Origin of the sequence: Citrobacter freundii complex sp. CFNIH9, from assembly GCF_002903305.1 — a bacterium.
Classification (GTDB): domain Bacteria; phylum Pseudomonadota; class Gammaproteobacteria; order Enterobacterales; family Enterobacteriaceae; genus Citrobacter; species Citrobacter portucalensis.
This window is the reverse complement of record NZ_CP026238.1, coordinates 4,347,267-4,363,875: the sequence shown is the minus strand read 5'-3', so window position 1 is coordinate 4,363,875 and position 16,609 is coordinate 4,347,267. Positions and strand designations below refer to the sequence as shown.

At 51.7% G+C, this 16,609-nt stretch carries 13 protein-coding genes; 7 read left to right on the top strand and 6 right to left on the bottom strand.

What is annotated here, in order from left to right:
• Positions 1-54 precede the first annotated feature (54 nt).
• Together yaaA and C2U43_RS22055 are read right to left on the bottom strand one after the other, a co-directional pair.
• Positions 55-828, bottom strand: a complete 774-nt coding sequence (gene yaaA, locus C2U43_RS22060; RefSeq protein WP_032942329.1) for a peroxide stress protein YaaA — start codon at positions 826-828, stop codon at positions 55-57.
• 77 nt (positions 829-905) lie between these two features.
• Positions 906-2,336 carry an alanine/glycine:cation symporter family protein gene (locus C2U43_RS22055; RefSeq protein WP_020996236.1) on the bottom strand — a complete coding sequence of 477 codons (1,431 nt, stop codon included), beginning with the start codon at positions 2,334-2,336 and terminating at the stop codon, positions 906-908.
• Between the two features lie 273 nt (positions 2,337-2,609).
• Here C2U43_RS22055 and tal point away from each other — a divergent pair, with 273 nt between their 5' ends.
• The 3 genes from tal (at position 2,610) to C2U43_RS22040 (ending at position 5,693) form a co-directional block, all read left to right on the top strand.
• The gene (gene tal / locus C2U43_RS22050) at positions 2,610-3,563 is read left to right on the top strand and encodes a transaldolase (RefSeq protein WP_003829752.1); all 954 of its coding nucleotides are present in this window, start codon (positions 2,610-2,612) and stop codon (positions 3,561-3,563) included.
• A gap of 110 nt (positions 3,564-3,673) precedes the next feature.
• Positions 3,674-4,261 (top strand): molybdopterin adenylyltransferase, encoded by a 588-nt coding sequence (gene mog / locus C2U43_RS22045; protein WP_003018973.1) that lies wholly within the window; start codon positions 3,674-3,676, stop codon positions 4,259-4,261.
• A gap of 124 nt (positions 4,262-4,385) precedes the next feature.
• On the top strand, positions 4,386-5,693 hold the full coding sequence (locus C2U43_RS22040) for an MFS transporter (RefSeq protein WP_103285788.1): 1,308 nt from the start codon (positions 4,386-4,388) through the stop codon (positions 5,691-5,693).
• Between the two features lie 34 nt (positions 5,694-5,727).
• Here C2U43_RS22040 and satP read toward each other — a convergent pair whose 3' ends face one another.
• Both satP and C2U43_RS22030 read right to left on the bottom strand, forming a co-directional pair.
• Positions 5,728-6,294 carry an acetate uptake transporter gene (gene satP / locus C2U43_RS22035; RefSeq protein ID WP_003829744.1) on the bottom strand — a complete coding sequence of 189 codons (567 nt, stop codon included), beginning with the start codon at positions 6,292-6,294 and terminating at the stop codon, positions 5,728-5,730.
• 364 nt (positions 6,295-6,658) lie between these two features.
• On the bottom strand, positions 6,659-7,063 hold the full coding sequence (locus C2U43_RS22030) for a DUF2541 family protein (RefSeq protein WP_057066993.1): 405 nt from the start codon (positions 7,061-7,063) through the stop codon (positions 6,659-6,661).
• A gap of 384 nt (positions 7,064-7,447) precedes the next feature.
• Between C2U43_RS22030 and dnaK the strand changes: the two genes are divergently transcribed.
• The 4 genes from dnaK to nhaR all read left to right on the top strand — a co-directional run bounded on the left by dnaK (position 7,448) and on the right by nhaR (position 12,894).
• On the top strand, positions 7,448-9,370 hold the full coding sequence (gene dnaK, locus C2U43_RS22020) for a molecular chaperone DnaK (protein ID WP_003829739.1): 1,923 nt from the start codon (positions 7,448-7,450) through the stop codon (positions 9,368-9,370).
• An 85-nt stretch (positions 9,371-9,455) separates the two neighbouring features.
• Positions 9,456-10,589, top strand: a complete 1,134-nt coding sequence (dnaJ, locus tag C2U43_RS22015) for a molecular chaperone DnaJ (protein ID WP_003829737.1) — start codon at positions 9,456-9,458, stop codon at positions 10,587-10,589.
• Between the two features lie 206 nt (positions 10,590-10,795).
• On the top strand, positions 10,796-11,962 hold the full coding sequence (nhaA, locus tag C2U43_RS22010) for a Na+/H+ antiporter NhaA (RefSeq protein WP_008786152.1): 1,167 nt from the start codon (positions 10,796-10,798) through the stop codon (positions 11,960-11,962).
• A gap of 38 nt (positions 11,963-12,000) precedes the next feature.
• Positions 12,001-12,894, top strand: a complete 894-nt coding sequence (gene nhaR / locus C2U43_RS22005) for a transcriptional activator NhaR (protein ID WP_032942332.1) — start codon at positions 12,001-12,003, stop codon at positions 12,892-12,894.
• 54 nt (positions 12,895-12,948) lie between these two features.
• Here the strand turns inward: nhaR and C2U43_RS22000 are convergent, their stop codons facing one another.
• Positions 12,949-14,988, bottom strand: coding sequence for a glycoside hydrolase family 31 protein (locus C2U43_RS22000; RefSeq protein ID WP_103285787.1), 2,040 nt, complete (start codon positions 14,986-14,988; stop codon positions 12,949-12,951).
• 43 nt (positions 14,989-15,031) lie between these two features.
• Positions 15,032-16,402 (bottom strand): MFS transporter, encoded by a 1,371-nt coding sequence (locus C2U43_RS21995; protein ID WP_048236162.1) that lies wholly within the window; start codon positions 16,400-16,402, stop codon positions 15,032-15,034.
• Between the last annotated feature and the right edge of the window lie 207 nt (positions 16,403-16,609).

Sequence of the window (16,609 nt, the reverse complement as noted above, 5' to 3'; positions counted from 1 at the left end):
GGCCGACAAAACCTGTAGGCCGGATAAGGCGTTAGCCGTCATCCGGCCTTTTTACTATTGCTCGTGGCGTTTAAACACCAGTTCGCCATTTCCTGATGCTTCTTCATCAAAGAAGTAGCCTTCGCTGTTAAATGCGGTCAGCTGTTCCGGTTGCGTTAAGCGGTTCTCAATAATGTAGCGACTCATCAGGCCGCGCGCTTTTTTGGCATAGAAGCTGATGACTTTAAACTTGCCGTTCTTCTCGTCGAGGAAGACCGGTTTGATAAGCTCAGCGTTGAGTTTTTTCGGCTTCACGGATTTAAAATACTCATCCGAGGCGAGGTTGATCACCACGCTGTCGCCTTGCGCTTCCAGCGCTTCGTTAAGTTTATCGGTGATGGTATCTCCCCAGAACTGGTAGAGATCTTTACCCTTCGCATTGGCCAGACGAATGCCCATCTCCAGGCGGTAAGGCTGCATCAAATCCAGCGGACGCAAAACGCCGTACAACCCGGACAGCATCCGTAAATGCTGTTGAGCGAAGTCGAAATCCGCCTCGCTGAAGGTTTCAGCCTGCAACCCTGTATAGACGTCGCCTTTAAACGCCAGAATGGCCTGACGTGCATTGTCCGGTGTGAAGTCAGGCTGCCAGTCATGGAAACGGGTGGCGTTCAGATCCGCCAGCTTGTCGCTAATCCCCATCAGCTTGCCAATCTGCGGTGCAGAGAGTTGGCGTGCCACGTGAATAAGCTGCTGAGAGTGATCCAGCAACTCGGGCAGCGTATGACGTGTCGTTGCCAGCGGGCTTTGGTAGTCGAGCGTTTTTGCAGGTGAAATCAGAATCAGCATATCCAGTCCTTGCAGGAAATTTACTGCGACTTTAGCAAAAAAAACGACTGAATTGATCGATGGTTGCGATTGCCGCGCTATTCGCGCGGCGTTTCATCCCAGCTATCGGGCGCAAGCTGTTGTCTGATATCAGGATAACGGCGCGGATCGAATTCCGGGCGCACCCCGAGTTTTCGCTGGCGCAGATAGTCGCTGGCGATGGTATGTACAACCGGAGAAAGCAGCAGAATCGCCGTCAGGTTAGTAATGGCCATACAAGCCATGATGATGTCGGCAAGTTGCCAGACCAGCGGAAAACTGATTAACGTACCACCAATGACGGTGCAAACGGTGGCGATTCGTAATAGCCAGATAACCCGGATGTTGTCCAGTTTCAGGAATATGAGGTTGTTTTCCGCATAAATGTAGTTGGCGACGATAGAGCTAAAGGCAAACAGAATCACTATTAAGGCAACGAATCCGGCCCCCCATTCACCCGTCAGCGAGACCATGGCTCGTTGCAGCAACTGGATGCCTTCCATTGGCACATAAGTGGTGCCATTACCCGCCAGTAAAATGATCATTGCGCTGGCCGTACAAAGAATTAGCGTATCGCCCAATACACCAATCATTTGCACAATGCCTTGTGCTGCAGGGTGTGGCGGCCAGGATGCTGCCGAGGCGGCTGCGTTCGGGGTAGAGCCCATTCCGGCTTCATTAGAGAACATACCGCGCTGAAAACCGCTGGCAATGGCCTGGCTTAGCGTATACCCGGCTGCACCGGCCGCGGCTTCCTGCCAACCAAAGGCGCTTTTTATGATGGTCATGATAATGCCGGGGAGCTGTCCGAAATGCCAAAGGCAGATGACGAGGCTACAACCGATCCACAGCAGCGCCATCATCGGAACAAACCATTGCATCAGGCGGGCAACGCCTTTAATGCCGCCGACAATGACCAGTAATGACACTATTGCCAGTGCGATACCGGAGAAGAGGGGAGGGATGTCAAAAGCAAAGGTCAACGCACGAGAGACTGAGTTTGCCTGCACGCTGTTAAAAATCAGGCCATAGGCAATGAGTAAAAAGATGGCAAACAGTACGCCCATCCAGCGCATGCCCAATCCACGGGCCATATACCATGCAGGACCGCCGCGAAACTGTCCCTTGCTGTCGCGCTCTTTATACAGCTGGGCAAGGGAACATTCGGCGAATGAGGTTGCCATACCAATGACCGCCGAGACCCACATCCAGAAAATGGCTCCTGCGCCGCCGGCGGCGATCGCCAACGCCACACCCGCCAGATTCCCGCTACCGACGCGCGCGGCAAGACTGGTGCACAGAGCCTGAAAAGAAGTTAAACCGCCCGGCTGCGGGCTGATGCTGTTTTTAAGACTTTTGCCAAACTGGCGAATATAGCGGAACTGCACGAACCCTGTACGCCAGGTGAACCAACATCCTGCGCCAAGCAGGAGGTAGATCATCACCGATCCCCAGAGTATTTCATTAATAAATGAGAAAAAATCAGGCATTAACATCCCTCTTGTTGATGCCGGTAAGCGCGAATAATCCCGTGTAAGCGCTACCAATTATCGACCAGTATATACCTTATAAGGTGATTGATTGCGGGAGTTTACCATAACAATGGGTATATCCTTAATTGCGCATCACGAGCTGTGAGATGCGTAATCAGGGCTGAGCGGCGGGTCGGACAATCCAGGCGGTTGCGCTGAGAGTGCGTCGTGCTATCATCAGGGAAGATCGGTTACATCCCCCTAACAAGCTGTTTAAAGAGAATCGCTATCATGACGGACAAATTGACCTCCCTTCGTCAGTTCACCACAGTAGTGGCCGACACCGGAGACATCGCGGCAATGAAGCTGTATCAGCCTCAGGATGCCACAACTAACCCTTCTCTCATTCTTAACGCAGCGCAGATCCCAGAATACCGCAAGCTGATTGATGACGCTGTAGCCTGGGCTAAGCAGCAGAGCAACGACCGCGCACAGCAGATCGTCGACGCGACCGACAAACTGGCAGTAAATATCGGTCTGGAGATCCTGAAACTGGTCCCGGGCCGTATCTCTACTGAAGTTGACGCTCGTCTGTCCTACGACACCGACGCGTCCATTGCGAAAGCAAAACGTCTGATCAAAATGTACAACGATGCTGGCATCAGCAACGATCGCATTCTGATCAAACTGGCTTCAACCTGGCAGGGCATCCGTGCCGCTGAGCAGCTGGAAAAAGAAGGTATCAACTGTAACCTGACTCTGCTGTTCTCCTTCGCGCAGGCGCGCGCATGTGCAGAAGCTGGCGTATACCTGATTTCTCCGTTTGTTGGTCGTATTCTGGATTGGTACAAAGCCAACACTGACAAGAAAGAGTATGCACCGGCAGAAGATCCGGGTGTGGTTTCCGTAACGGAAATCTATGAGTACTACAAACAGCACGGTTACGAAACCGTGGTGATGGGTGCGAGCTTCCGTAACGTCGGCGAAATCATTGAGCTGGCAGGCTGCGATCGTCTGACTATTGCTCCGGCACTGCTGAAAGAACTGGCGGAAAGCGAAGGCACTATCGAACGTAAACTGTCCTTCTCTGGTGAAGTGAAAGCGCGTCCTGCACGCATCACCGAAGCTGAGTTCCTGTGGCAGCACAACCAGGATCCGATGGCTGTAGACAAACTGGCGGACGGTATCCGTAAGTTTGCTGTAGACCAGGGTAAACTGGAAAAAATGATCGGCGATCTGCTGTAATCATTAATGCGTGGCCCTGATATGGGTCACGCTACCTCTTCTGAAACCTGTCTGTCCTTCCCTTCGCAGTGTATCATTCTGTTTAACGAGACTGTTTAAACGGAATAATCATGAATACTTTACGCATTGGCCTGGTTTCCATTTCTGACCGTGCTTCCAGCGGCGTTTACCAGGATAAAGGTATCCCGGCCCTTGAAGAGTGGCTGGCATCTGCCCTTACCACCCCTTTTGAGCTGCAAACGCGACTGATCCCGGATGAACAGGCGATCATCGAACAGACCTTATGTGAGCTGGTGGATGAAATGAGCTGTCATCTGGTGCTGACTACCGGCGGAACGGGTCCGGCCCGCCGCGATGTAACGCCTGATGCCACGCTGGCCGTAGCCGACCGCCAGATGCCGGGCTTTGGCGAGCAGATGCGCCAGATAAGCCTGCACTTTGTGCCAACGGCTATTCTCTCCCGCCAGGTTGGTGTGATTCGCAAACAGGCGTTGATTCTGAATCTGCCAGGGCAGCCGAAATCGATCAAAGAAACGCTGGAAGGCGTGAAAGATGCCGACGGTAAGGTTATCGTGCCGGGTATTTTTGCAAGTGTACCGTATTGTATACAGTTACTGGATGGGCCGTATGTGGAAACCGCACCGGCTGTTGTAGCATCTTTTCGTCCTAAAAGCGCAATCCGCGATACAAACGCCTGAAAGTAGCCCGATCGTGACATAAGTGCCAATGACAGTGGAGTATTGAATTGTTTACGATATAGTAATTTTTGCTTTACATATATCGACAGACAGATTCAATAACTCCACTGACTCATGGTTTGCTATGTCACAACACACTCGACCGCTGAATCGCCAGGATTATAAAACTCTTACGCTTGCTGCCCTCGGCGGTGCGCTTGAGTTTTATGATTTCATTATCTTCGTCTTCTTTGCCGCTGTTGTTGGCGAACTCTTCTTCCCGGCAGACATTCCTGAATGGCTACGTCAGGTGCAAACCTTCGGCATTTTTGCCGCCGGATATCTGGCGCGTCCACTGGGGGGCATCATCATGGCGCACTTTGGCGATCTGGTCGGGCGTAAGAAAATGTTCACCCTGAGCATTTTGCTGATGGCGATACCGACGCTGGCGATTGGTCTTTTGCCTACCTACGCCTCAATGGGGATCCTCGCGCCGCTGCTGTTACTCCTGATGCGCATTTTGCAAGGCGCTGCCATCGGCGGAGAAGTGCTGGGCGCGTGGGTGTTCGTGGCAGAGCACGTACCGGAGCGCCGCATCGGCATTGCCTGTGGCACGCTGACCGCCGGGCTGACGGTGGGGATTCTGCTGGGATCGGTGGTCGCAACTCTGGTGAATACCAGCCTGACGCAGCAGGCGGTGCATGACTACGGCTGGCGTATCCCGTTCCTGTTGGGGGGCGTGTTTGGGCTGGTGGCGATGTACCTGCGTCGCTGGTTGCAGGAAACGCCCATCTTCCTCGAAATGCAGCAGCGTAAAGCGCTGGCGCAAGAGCTACCGGTGAAGTCGGTGGTGAGCAAACATAAAAAAGCGGTGGTCATTTCCATGCTGCTGACCTGGCTGTTATCGGCCGGGATAGTGGTGGTGATCCTGATGTCACCAGTCTGGTTGCAGAAGCAGTATGGTTTTGCACCCGCGCTAACGTTACAGGCCAACAGTGTCGCCACCATTATGCTGTGCGTCGGGTGTCTGCTGGCCGGGTTTATTGTCGACCGGGTCGGCGCCAGCAAAACCTTTATTGTCGGCAGCCTGCTGCTGGCCTGTTCAAGCTGGTTTTTCTACCATCTGACCGGCAGCCATCCTCAGCACTTGTTCTTGTTATACGGGCTGGTAGGGTTGTGCGTTGGTGTGGTGGGGGCTGTGCCTTATGTGATGGTGCGGGCGTTTCCGGCGGAGGTCCGCTTTACCGGAATCTCCTTTTCTTACAACGTGTCGTACGCCATTTTTGGTGGTCTGACGCCAATCGCCGTGACGATGTTAATGAGCGTGTCGCCAATGGCTCCGGCCTGGTATGTGCTGGCGTTATCGCTGGTGGGGTTAGGTCTGGGGATTTGGCTGCGACAGGATATTTATCATCGCGATACGAGCGTGCAGGGAGAGTTACAGCGCTTGTAAGGAATATCCCCCCGTTCGGGGGGATAGCGTCAGATTAGTGCGCTTCACCAATCGGCAGGATGGTACGGCCAAACTGTTCGTTCAGCACTTCACCCATCGCCAGGTAAATGGCGCTTGCGCCACACACTAAGCCAATCCAGCCAGCAACGTGAATGATCGCTTCGTTACCTGCAATGTTGCCGACCGCCAGCAGTGCGAACAGCACTGTCAGGCTCAGGAAGACAAACTGCAACGCGCGGTTAGCTTTCAGCGTGCCGAAGAACATGAACAGTGTGAACACGCCCCACAGACCCAGGTATACGCCCAGGAACTGACCATTGGTTGCATCCGCCAGGCCCATTTTCGGCATGATCAGGATTGCAACCAGCGTCAGCCAGAACGAACCGTAGGAGGTAAAGGCGGTTAAACCGAAGGTGTTGCCTTTTTTATATTCCAGCAGACCGGCAAATATTTGCGCGATACCGCCGTAGAAAATGCCCATCGCCAGAATAATAACGTCAAAGGCGAAGAAACCCGCGTTGTGCAGGTTAAGCAGAATGGTGGTCATGCCAAAGCCCATCAGGCCCAGCGGTGCCGGATTAGCCAACTTAGTGTTGCCCATAATTCCTCAAAATCATCATTGATTGAATGGTGAAATAGTTTCCCCAAATAACGATCACTGTCTTCGGGGCGCGGCATGATAATCAGGGGAGAGGGCACTGTCTATGATCTAACGAAGGGAAAATGAATTATTTTCCCTGTGATGGGCATCACGCTTACGCATGGTTGATCATTTTGCTAAGACAGACGATTTGAAGTACCGCCGGGAGCTGAGGGATTTAGTGGACGATCTGGTGAGAAATACCCATCGCTAGATGGCGCTGCTTCATGGGCGCGGCAGTGGTTATTCCAGATCAAAGGCTTTCACATCAACCGCGTGTCTGCCCCGCATGTTTTCTATGACTTCTGAATCAAAATGTGCGGAATTAATCGTCGCCAATAACTTTCAGCGTTGCCATGTCAGAGGAGTTTACTGACTGGCCTGAGAAGGTGATTTTAGACACGCAGCGTTTATTGTCGTTGTCGCTATTAATAGTGATCCAGTTGGTCGTTTGTCCCTCTTTAATGGATGACGGGACGTTCAGGCTTTGGCTGGAAGTGCGTACTGCTTTGAAGTAGACGGATGCGCCGTTAAGTTTAATATCGCCGCGATCGGCGGTGAGCTGAATGCGCTTCACTACCCGGCAAACGGGAATTCTCAGCGTGAGATCGTTGGTTGCGTTGCGGGGCATCGCAATCATACCCAGAACTTTATGATCGTTAGCGTGCGCGGCGCTGCTCAGCAGCAGGCCCATAAGCAGGCTGGTGGAAAGGGTTAACACGGATTTCATGGAATTTCTCTTTGACGGCTGTAAAAGTGTGTGACATCAGACCATCTTACCGCCGACGGGAAACCGTTTCATGGTCGTAATCTTTTCTTTTTATTACAATTTTCACATGAATGACCGTGCTGGTTTTGATTTGTTTTGTGAATTGATTTTGATTGGAAACTATTCGTTTTTTTACCTTTCTGCCTTTTTACCTTAATTTTATCGCCACTGTGCTAAAAAAAATTTTCATGCCCCCCTTGATGACGTGGGTTACGACCCCATCTTGTAGACAACCGCAGTGGTGAGTCTGAAAAAAAACGATTCAGGGTAGTTGAAACCGCACGTTTCGCCCTTATTACAGATTCACAACCACATGATGACCGAATTTTTAGTGGAGACGTTTAGATGGGTAAAATTATTGGTATCGACCTGGGTACTACCAACTCTTGTGTAGCGATTATGGATGGCACTACTGCACGTGTGCTGGAGAACGCCGAGGGCGATCGCACCACGCCTTCTATCATTGCTTATACCCAGGATGGTGAAACTCTGGTTGGTCAGCCGGCTAAACGTCAGGCAGTGACAAACCCGCAAAACACCCTGTTTGCGATTAAACGCCTGATTGGCCGCCGCTTCCAGGACGAAGAAGTACAGCGTGATGAAGCCATCATGCCGTACAAAATCATCGGTGCTGACAACGGTGATGCATGGATTGACGTAAAAGGTCAGAAAATGGCACCGCCGCAGATTTCTGCTGAAGTGCTGAAAAAAATGAAGAAAACGGCTGAAGATTACCTGGGCGAACCGGTAACTGAAGCGGTTATCACCGTACCTGCATACTTCAACGATGCTCAGCGTCAGGCAACCAAAGATGCTGGCCGTATCGCAGGTCTGGAAGTAAAACGTATCATCAACGAACCGACCGCAGCGGCACTGGCTTACGGTCTGGATAAAGAAGTCGGCAACCGTACTATCGCGGTTTATGACCTCGGTGGTGGTACTTTCGATATCTCTATTATCGAAATCGACGAAGTTGACGGCGAAAAAACCTTCGAAGTTCTGGCAACCAACGGTGATACTCACCTGGGTGGTGAAGACTTCGACAGCCGTATGATCAACTACCTGGTTGACGAATTTAAGAAAGATCAGGGTATCGATCTGCGTAATGACCCGCTGGCGATGCAGCGTCTTAAAGAAGCCGCTGAGAAAGCGAAGATCGAACTGTCTTCCGCTCAGCAGACCGACGTGAACCTGCCGTACATTACTGCAGACGCGACTGGTCCGAAACACATGAACATCAAAGTGACCCGTGCGAAACTGGAAAGCCTGGTTGAAGACCTGGTTAACCGTTCTATCGAGCCGCTGAAAGTTGCTCTGCAGGATGCTGGTCTGTCTGTTTCCGACGTTCAGGACGTTATCCTGGTCGGTGGTCAGACTCGTATGCCGATGGTACAGAAGAAAGTTGCTGAGTTCTTCGGTAAAGAGCCGCGTAAAGACGTTAACCCGGACGAAGCAGTGGCAATCGGTGCTGCCGTTCAGGGTGGTGTATTGACCGGTGATGTGAAAGACGTGCTGCTGCTGGACGTTACCCCGCTGTCTCTGGGTATCGAAACCATGGGTGGCGTGATGACTCCACTGATCGCGAAAAACACCACTATCCCGACCAAGCACAGCCAGGTGTTCTCTACCGCTGAAGACAACCAGTCTGCGGTAACCATCCACGTGCTGCAGGGTGAACGTAAACGCGCCGCTGATAACAAAGATCTGGGTCAATTTAACCTGGATGGTATCAGCCCGGCTCCGCGCGGTATGCCGCAGATCGAAGTTACTTTTGACATCGATGCCGACGGTATCCTGCACGTTTCCGCGAAAGACAAAAACAGCGGTAAAGAGCAGAAGATCACCATCAAGGCTTCTTCTGGTCTGAACGAAGAAGAAATTCAGAAAATGGTTCGCGAAGCAGAAGCGAACGCAGAATCTGACCGTAAGTTTGAAGAGCTGGTTCAGACTCGTAACCAGGGTGACCATCTGCTGCACAGCACTCGTAAGCAGGTTGAAGAAGCAGGCGACAAACTGCCAGCTGACGACAAAACTGCCATCGAGTCTGCACTGACAGCGCTGGAAACTTCTCTGAAAGGCGAAGACAAAGCGGATATCGAAGCGAAAATGCAGGCGCTGGCACAGGTTTCCCAGAAACTGATGGAAATCGCTCAGCAGCAGCACGCACAGCAGCAGGCTGGTGCAGCAGGCGCTGATGCTTCTGCAAACAACGCGAAAGATGACGACGTTGTCGATGCCGAGTTTGAAGAAGTGAAAGACAAAAAATAATCGCCCTTTGAACGGGTAATTACTGGCACGGGCGAAGAGGTTTCCTCTCCGCCCGTGCACGCATGTTAGGGGCAGATAAAAAGAGATGGCTAAGCAAGACTATTACGAGATTTTAGGCGTTTCCAAGTCAGCGGAAGAGCGTGAAATCAAAAAGGCCTACAAGCGCCTGGCCATGAAATTTCACCCGGACCGCAACCAGGGTGATAAAGAGGCCGAAGCCAAGTTTAAAGAGATCAAAGAAGCGTACGAGATCCTGACCGATGCGCAAAAACGTGCGGCTTACGATCAGTACGGTCATGCTGCGTTTGAGCAAGGCGGCATGGGCGGCGGCGGCGGTTTTGGCGGCGGGGCTGACTTCAGCGATATCTTTGGTGACGTGTTTGGCGATATCTTTGGCGGCGGTCGTGGTCGTCAGCGCGCCTCACGTGGTGCTGATTTACGTTACAACATGGATCTCACTCTGGAAGAAGCCGTGCGTGGCGTCACCAAAGAGATCCGTATTCCGACTCTGGAAGAGTGTGACGTCTGCCACGGTAGCGGTGCGAAGGCAGGTACTCAGCCACAGACCTGTCCAACCTGTCACGGTTCTGGTCAGGTACAGATGCGTCAGGGCTTTTTTGCCGTACAGCAGACCTGTCCACACTGTCAGGGCCGCGGTACGCTGATCAAAGATCCGTGCAACAAATGCCACGGTCATGGTCGCGTTGAGAAAAGCAAAACGCTGTCCGTTAAGATCCCAGCAGGGGTTGATACCGGCGACCGCATTCGTTTAGCGGGCGAAGGTGAAGCCGGTGAACATGGTGCGCCAGCAGGTGATTTGTACGTTCAGGTGCAGGTAAAACAGCACCCAATTTTCGAACGTGAAGGCAATAACCTGTACTGCGAAGTACCGATTAACTTTGCGATGGCTGCGCTGGGCGGCGAGATTGAAGTCCCAACGCTGGACGGTCGCGTGAAGCTAAAAATTCCGGGCGAAACGCAAACTGGCAAACTTTTCCGCATGCGTGGAAAGGGCGTCAAGTCTGTACGCGGTGGCGCTCAGGGCGACCTGCTGTGCCGCGTGGTGGTTGAAACCCCAGTGGGCCTGAACGACAAGCAGAAGCAACTGCTCAAAGATCTGCAGGACAGCTTTGGCGGCCCGACCGGCGAACAAAACAGTCCGCGCTCCAAAAGTTTCTTCGACGGTGTGAAGAAGTTCTTTGACGATCTGACTCGCTAATTCGCAGTTTTATCTCGAATAAAAAGCCTGGGACTGAAAAGTCTCAGGCTTTTTTATTTCTGTTTTCCGCTCGGAAAATCTTTATCGACTTACTCTGTATAGATCGTAAAAACCGATTTATCCATCATGAATAATCTAATTTTAACGAGCTTTTTGAGGGTGTAAGATAGTATTTACGAAGTATTCACCCAATAGAGAGAATAAAAGTGAAACATCTGCATCGTTTTTTTAGTAGTGACGCCTCGGGGGGCATCATTCTGATCATCGCAGCCGTGGTCGCTATGCTGATGGCAAATATCGGGGTTACCAGTGGATGGTACCACGCCTTTTTGGAAACGCCCGTTCAACTGCGGGTTGGCGCGCTTGAGATCAACAAAAATATGCTGCTGTGGATCAACGACGCGTTGATGGCGGTGTTCTTCCTGTTGATTGGTCTGGAAGTAAAGCGCGAGTTAATGCAAGGTTCGCTGGCCAGTCTGCGTCAGGCGGCGTTCCCGATCATTGCTGCTATCGGGGGCATGATTGTCCCGGCGCTGCTGTACCTGGCATTCAACTATGCCGATCCCATCACCCGTGAAGGGTGGGCGATCCCGGCGGCAACGGATATCGCTTTTGCGTTAGGTGTGCTGGCGTTGTTGGGCAGTCGTGTACCACTGGCGTTGAAAATCTTCCTGATGGCGCTGGCGATTATTGATGACCTCGGCGCTATCGTAATCATCGCACTGTTCTATACCAGCGACCTCTCGCTGCTGTCGCTGGGCGTTGCCGCGTGCGCAATCCTTGTTTTGGCAGGATTGAATCTGTGCGGAGTGAGACGCACCGGTATTTATATTCTGGTCGGCGTGGTGCTGTGGACTGCCGTACTGAAGTCTGGCGTGCATGCAACGCTGGCGGGCGTGATCGTGGGCTTCTTCATTCCATTGAAGGAAAAACACGGGCGTTCACCGGCGAAGCGACTGGAGCATGTTCTGCATCCATGGGTGGCATACCTGATCCTGCCACTGTTTGCCTTCGCCAACGCAGGCGTTTCACTGCAGGGCGTCACTATTGATGGACTGACCTCGATATTACCGCTGGGGATCATTGCCGGCCTGTTGATCGGCAAACCGTTGGGTATCAGTCTGTTTTGCTGGCTGGCGTTACGCCTCAAGGTGGCGCAATTGCCGGAAGGAACGAATTTCCAGCAGATTATGGCGGTCGGTATTCTTTGCGGCATTGGCTTTACGATGTCGATTTTTATTGCCAGCCTGGCGTTTGGCAACGTCGATCCTGAGCTGATTAACTGGGCAAAACTGGGGATCCTGATCGGCTCCTTGTTGTCGGCAGTGATAGGTTACTGCTGGTTACGTGCCCGGTTGAACGCATCAGCCTGACGGGATAACCCTTTCGTGACAATTTTCAGGGAGAGAGTATGTCTCATATAAATTACAACCATCTGTACTACTTTTGGCATGTCTATAAAGAAGGGTCAGTGGTTGGGGCAGCAGAAGCGCTTTATCTGACACCGCAGACCATTACCGGGCAGATTAAAGCGCTTGAGGAACGCTTACAGGGAAAATTGTTTAAGCGGAAGGGACGTGGGCTGGAGCCCAGTGAGTTAGGCGAATTGGTTTTTCGTTACGCGGATAAGATGTTCACCTTAAGCCAGGAAATGCTGGATATCGTGAACTACCGCAAAGAGTCTAATTTGCTGTTCGATGTCGGCGTGGCGGATGCGCTATCGAAGCAGTTGGTCAGCAGCGTACTGGATGCCGCTGTGGTTGAAGATGAACAAATCCATCTGCGTTGTTTTGAGTCAACGCACGAGATGCTGTTGGATCAACTCAGCCAACATAAGCTGGATATGATCATCTCCGACTGCCCAATCGATTCTACGCAGCAGGAAGGGTTGTTCTCAGTGCGGATAGGCGAATGCAGCGTAAGTTTTTGGTGCACCAAACCGCTGCCTGAAAAGCCATTCCCGGCCTGCCTTGAGGAGCGTCGGTTGCTGATCCCTGGACGTCGTTCGATGCTCGGACGTAAGCTGCTGAACTGGATCAACTCACAAGGATTGAATGTCGAAATCCTCGGTGAGTTTGATGACGCTGCGCTGATGAAAGCGTTTGGGGCAACGCATAATGCTATTTTTGTTGCACCAACTCTGTATTCGCACAATTTCTATGCTGATGATTCTATTGTTGAAATTGGACGCGTAGAAAATGTGATGGAAGAGTATCACGCCATATTTGCGGAAAGAATGATCCAGCATCCGGCGGTGCAGCGTATTTGCAATGCGGACTACTCGGCATTGTTCAAGCCACAGTAGACATACTTACCGTATTACTTCCGGCTGCGGTACTCACCCGCAGCCGGTTTCATGCTATAGCCTCAATAAGCTACGATACTGCCCACCTTCGCGGATAAATACCGGAATTCTGTTCAATGGCGCGGCATAGTGCAACGTTTGCCCTCCCGAATAACTCTCGCCGGTCGTAAGATCCGTCCATGTTTCCCCTTCCGGTAGCCAGATATCACGTTCGCGCATACCTTCATGCATTACGGGGGCGATCAGCAGGTCAGGACCAAAACAGTACTGGTCGGTGATTGCCCAACTTGTTTCCTGTTCGGGGAAATCAAAAAACAGGGGGCGCATCACTGGCGTATTGTGCTTATGGGTTTCCTCCATCAGCGCTTTGATATAGGGCTTCAGTTTCTCTCGCAACGCCAGGCAACCCGTCAGTACGTCGCACACGTCCTCACCGTAGCTCCAGACTTCGTTCGGTGCACCGGTAGGACACTGGGCGATACCATCCCGGTACGGTTGTTCCGGTAAAATCTGCGGATCGCGGTTGCCGTGCAGACGCATCACCGGGCTAAATACGCCCCACTGGAACCAGCGGATCAGCAGTTCATGGAAATGTGGGTCGTGAATATTACCGCCATGAAAACCACCGATATCCGTCGTCCACCACGGTATCCCCGCGATTCCCATATTGAGTCCGGCGGCAAACTGGTTGCGTAGCGATCTAAACGAGGAGTGAATATCACCTGACCAGACCAGTGCGCCGTACTTTTGACTGCCGGCCCAGGCGCAGCGTAGCAGGTTGATAACCTTGTCTTCACCATCGGCTTTCATACCATCAAAAAAGGTTTTGGCGTACATTCGCGGGTAGATATTGCCCACTTCCAGTACCGGCCCGGCATGGTAGCGATAGTTGTCATAGTCATAAACGCTGAACTCAGGTTCGGCTTCGTCTAACCAGAATAGCTTCACGCCCTTATCATAATAGTTGCGTTTGGCTTTGCCCCAGACGTAGTCCCGCGCACCCGGATGGGTAGCATCAAAGAAAGTGGTGTTGCCGAGGAAATCCATATTGATCGGCAAGCCACGTTCCGTCTGTACCAGCCAGCCGTTTTCGCGCATCTCCCGATAGCTTTCAGTGCGGTTATCCACCGTCGGCCAGACGGAGACCATCAACTCAATTCCCAGCGATTTCAGCTCGGCAATCATGGCATCAGGGTCGGGCCAGTCGCGCGCATCGAACATCCAGTCACCCTGATTCGGCCAGTGAAAGAAGTCGATAACGATCACCGAGATAGGCAGATTGCGGCGCTTATATTCGCGGGCAACCTCCAGCAGCTCTTCCTGCGTCCGATAGCGGAGTTTGCACTGCCAGAAGCCCATGGCGTAGTCCGGCATCATCGGCGGTGTGCCGGTAGCCAGCGCGTAAGCCCGGCTAATTTCTGCCGGGGTATCGCCAGCCGTGATCCAGTAGTCCAGCTGTTCGCTGACCTGTGCTTCCCATTCGGTAACGTTGTGGGCAAAGGTTACGCGCCCGACTGCCGGGTTGTTCCATAAAAATCCGTAGCCCAGACTGGAGAGCATAAACGGTACTGAGGCCTGGGAGTTACGTTGCGCCAGCTCAAGAACGCATCCTTTGAGATCCAGGTTAGCCTGTTGATACTGCCCCATACCATAAATTTTTTCCCCTTCGCTGGCTTCGAAGCGGGCTTTAAGTGAATATTTCCCACCCTGAATAGGTCGGAATTCGCGCCCTTCAAGGTTGAGTGCGCTGACGTACTGGCCGTGAGAAGATTCATCCTCGCCAATTTCGCCCCGCAAGCGCCAGAACTCCTGCAACAGAGGTTTGTGTGGATGACGGTAAAAGGTCACTTGTCCTTTTTGATTGACGATAGCGATAATTTTGCCGTTGGTCAGCGTCGCCTGGTGTTGCTCATAATCAATGTGGCAGTGGCTTTCTGCGACCGGCTCAGTCAATGCCCAGTCTTCATTTCTCATTACCGGCAGATGACGGCCACTGCGTACGCGCAGGCTGTTCTCGCCCCAGGGTTCAATCCATAAATAGCGATCGTTTTGCTGCCAGACCAGGCGACGCGGGTCATGTTGCATAAATGGCATGGTGGTGCCTCCCATATTTCGAGGGTGAAGGTAAAGATCGTTTTTAGTTGATGGTTTCCAGATCGTGGCGAATCTTCTCTTCCATCGCTTCGTATTTACGAAAGAAAAGTAGTGGGATCGCTGCGAGCGCGAAGAGTAGGGCGGGTGCCCAGATAAAGGCCCAGGTAATTCCCTCCAGACCCGCAGCACTCTGGGCATGGTTGGGGACATAGCCAAAACTGTTCATGATCCAGGCAGCGAAAGCGGTACCGAGGCCACTACCCATCTTGATGCAGAAGGTGCTGCCGAAGGCGATAAGAATGCCGGTAGCCTTAATACCCGTCTTCCATGCGCCGAAGTCGACTGCGAAGCCCAGCATGGCAAACGGCATTGAGCAGGCGATACCGCTGCCGATATTGCCGAGTACCCAGGCGGCGATGAGAAAAGGAATGTTGTCCGCTGCCAGCCACATCATGATGCCGCCAAGCGTGGCGACCAGCAGACCGCCTACCCATATCCACGTTTTAGCCAGGTATTTGCTAAAGAAGGGGATAGCGATGATAAACAGGATCTGAATTGTCGCCAGGCTGTTAATCAGCGGAACCAGATCTTTGCGGTCGAGGTTGTAGGTAAGATAGTAGACAATCGTTGTGGAGCGTTGTTGTAGGGCAATCCAGAAGATCAGGTTTGCCAGCACCATCAGGATCCATGGCCAGTTGCCTTTCATTGCCGCAAAACTCTTTTTCATCGGCAATTTAGGTTCTTGTTGAATTTTATCCGTATTCATTTCTCGGATATTTTTAAAGGCGAAAAGCGTTAACGAACAGGATATTACGGCAAATATAATCGCCGTATAAATAAAACCCGCATGATCATTTCCGTTACCTAAAAAAGCAACTAACGGCAGTGCGGTCGCATTCATTAATAAAACCCCAATTTGCCCACCGGTCATTCGCCAGGAATTTAAAACCAGTCTTTCCTTAGGAGATAAGGTCATCAGGGGTAATATTGCACTGAGCGGTGTATTAAGTCCGGTAAATAGAATGCTGGCAATCATATAAGATATTGCTGCATAGATAGCTTTTCCGGTCATACTGATATCAGGAGACCAAAATGACAGGGCGCTGAATACGGCAAAAGGTAATGGCAACCATAAAAACCAGGGGCGGCATTTACCGTAACGCGAACGCGTTTTATCGATGATGATCCCCCATATGGGGGCGTCTATGCCATCGACAATACGCGCCAGCAGCAGGATGACGCCTGCTACGGCGAGGCTAATACCTGCAACGTCTGTGTAGAAATATAAAATGTAAGTTGAACCGAAACAATACAGCAGATTACCCGCCACATCCAAAGAGCCGTAGCTAATACGCTGTAGTAAAGATAATGATGTTGACCCGCATGACTGGGTATCCTCAATAACAGAACTCATAATAATAACTCCGATACTGGAACGATACGCCCAGAAAAACAGCTTCTACTTTCCAAGCAAGTTTTAAATATTATTTTTTATGTCGTTACTGAATTTAACCTCAGATTAAAATGAGTGAGTAAGGTGTACATGAAAAGTAGTTAACCCTACCGCAGCAATCAATTATCAAATCTTACATCAGGATTGCGTTTATTCGTTTTTGAATGA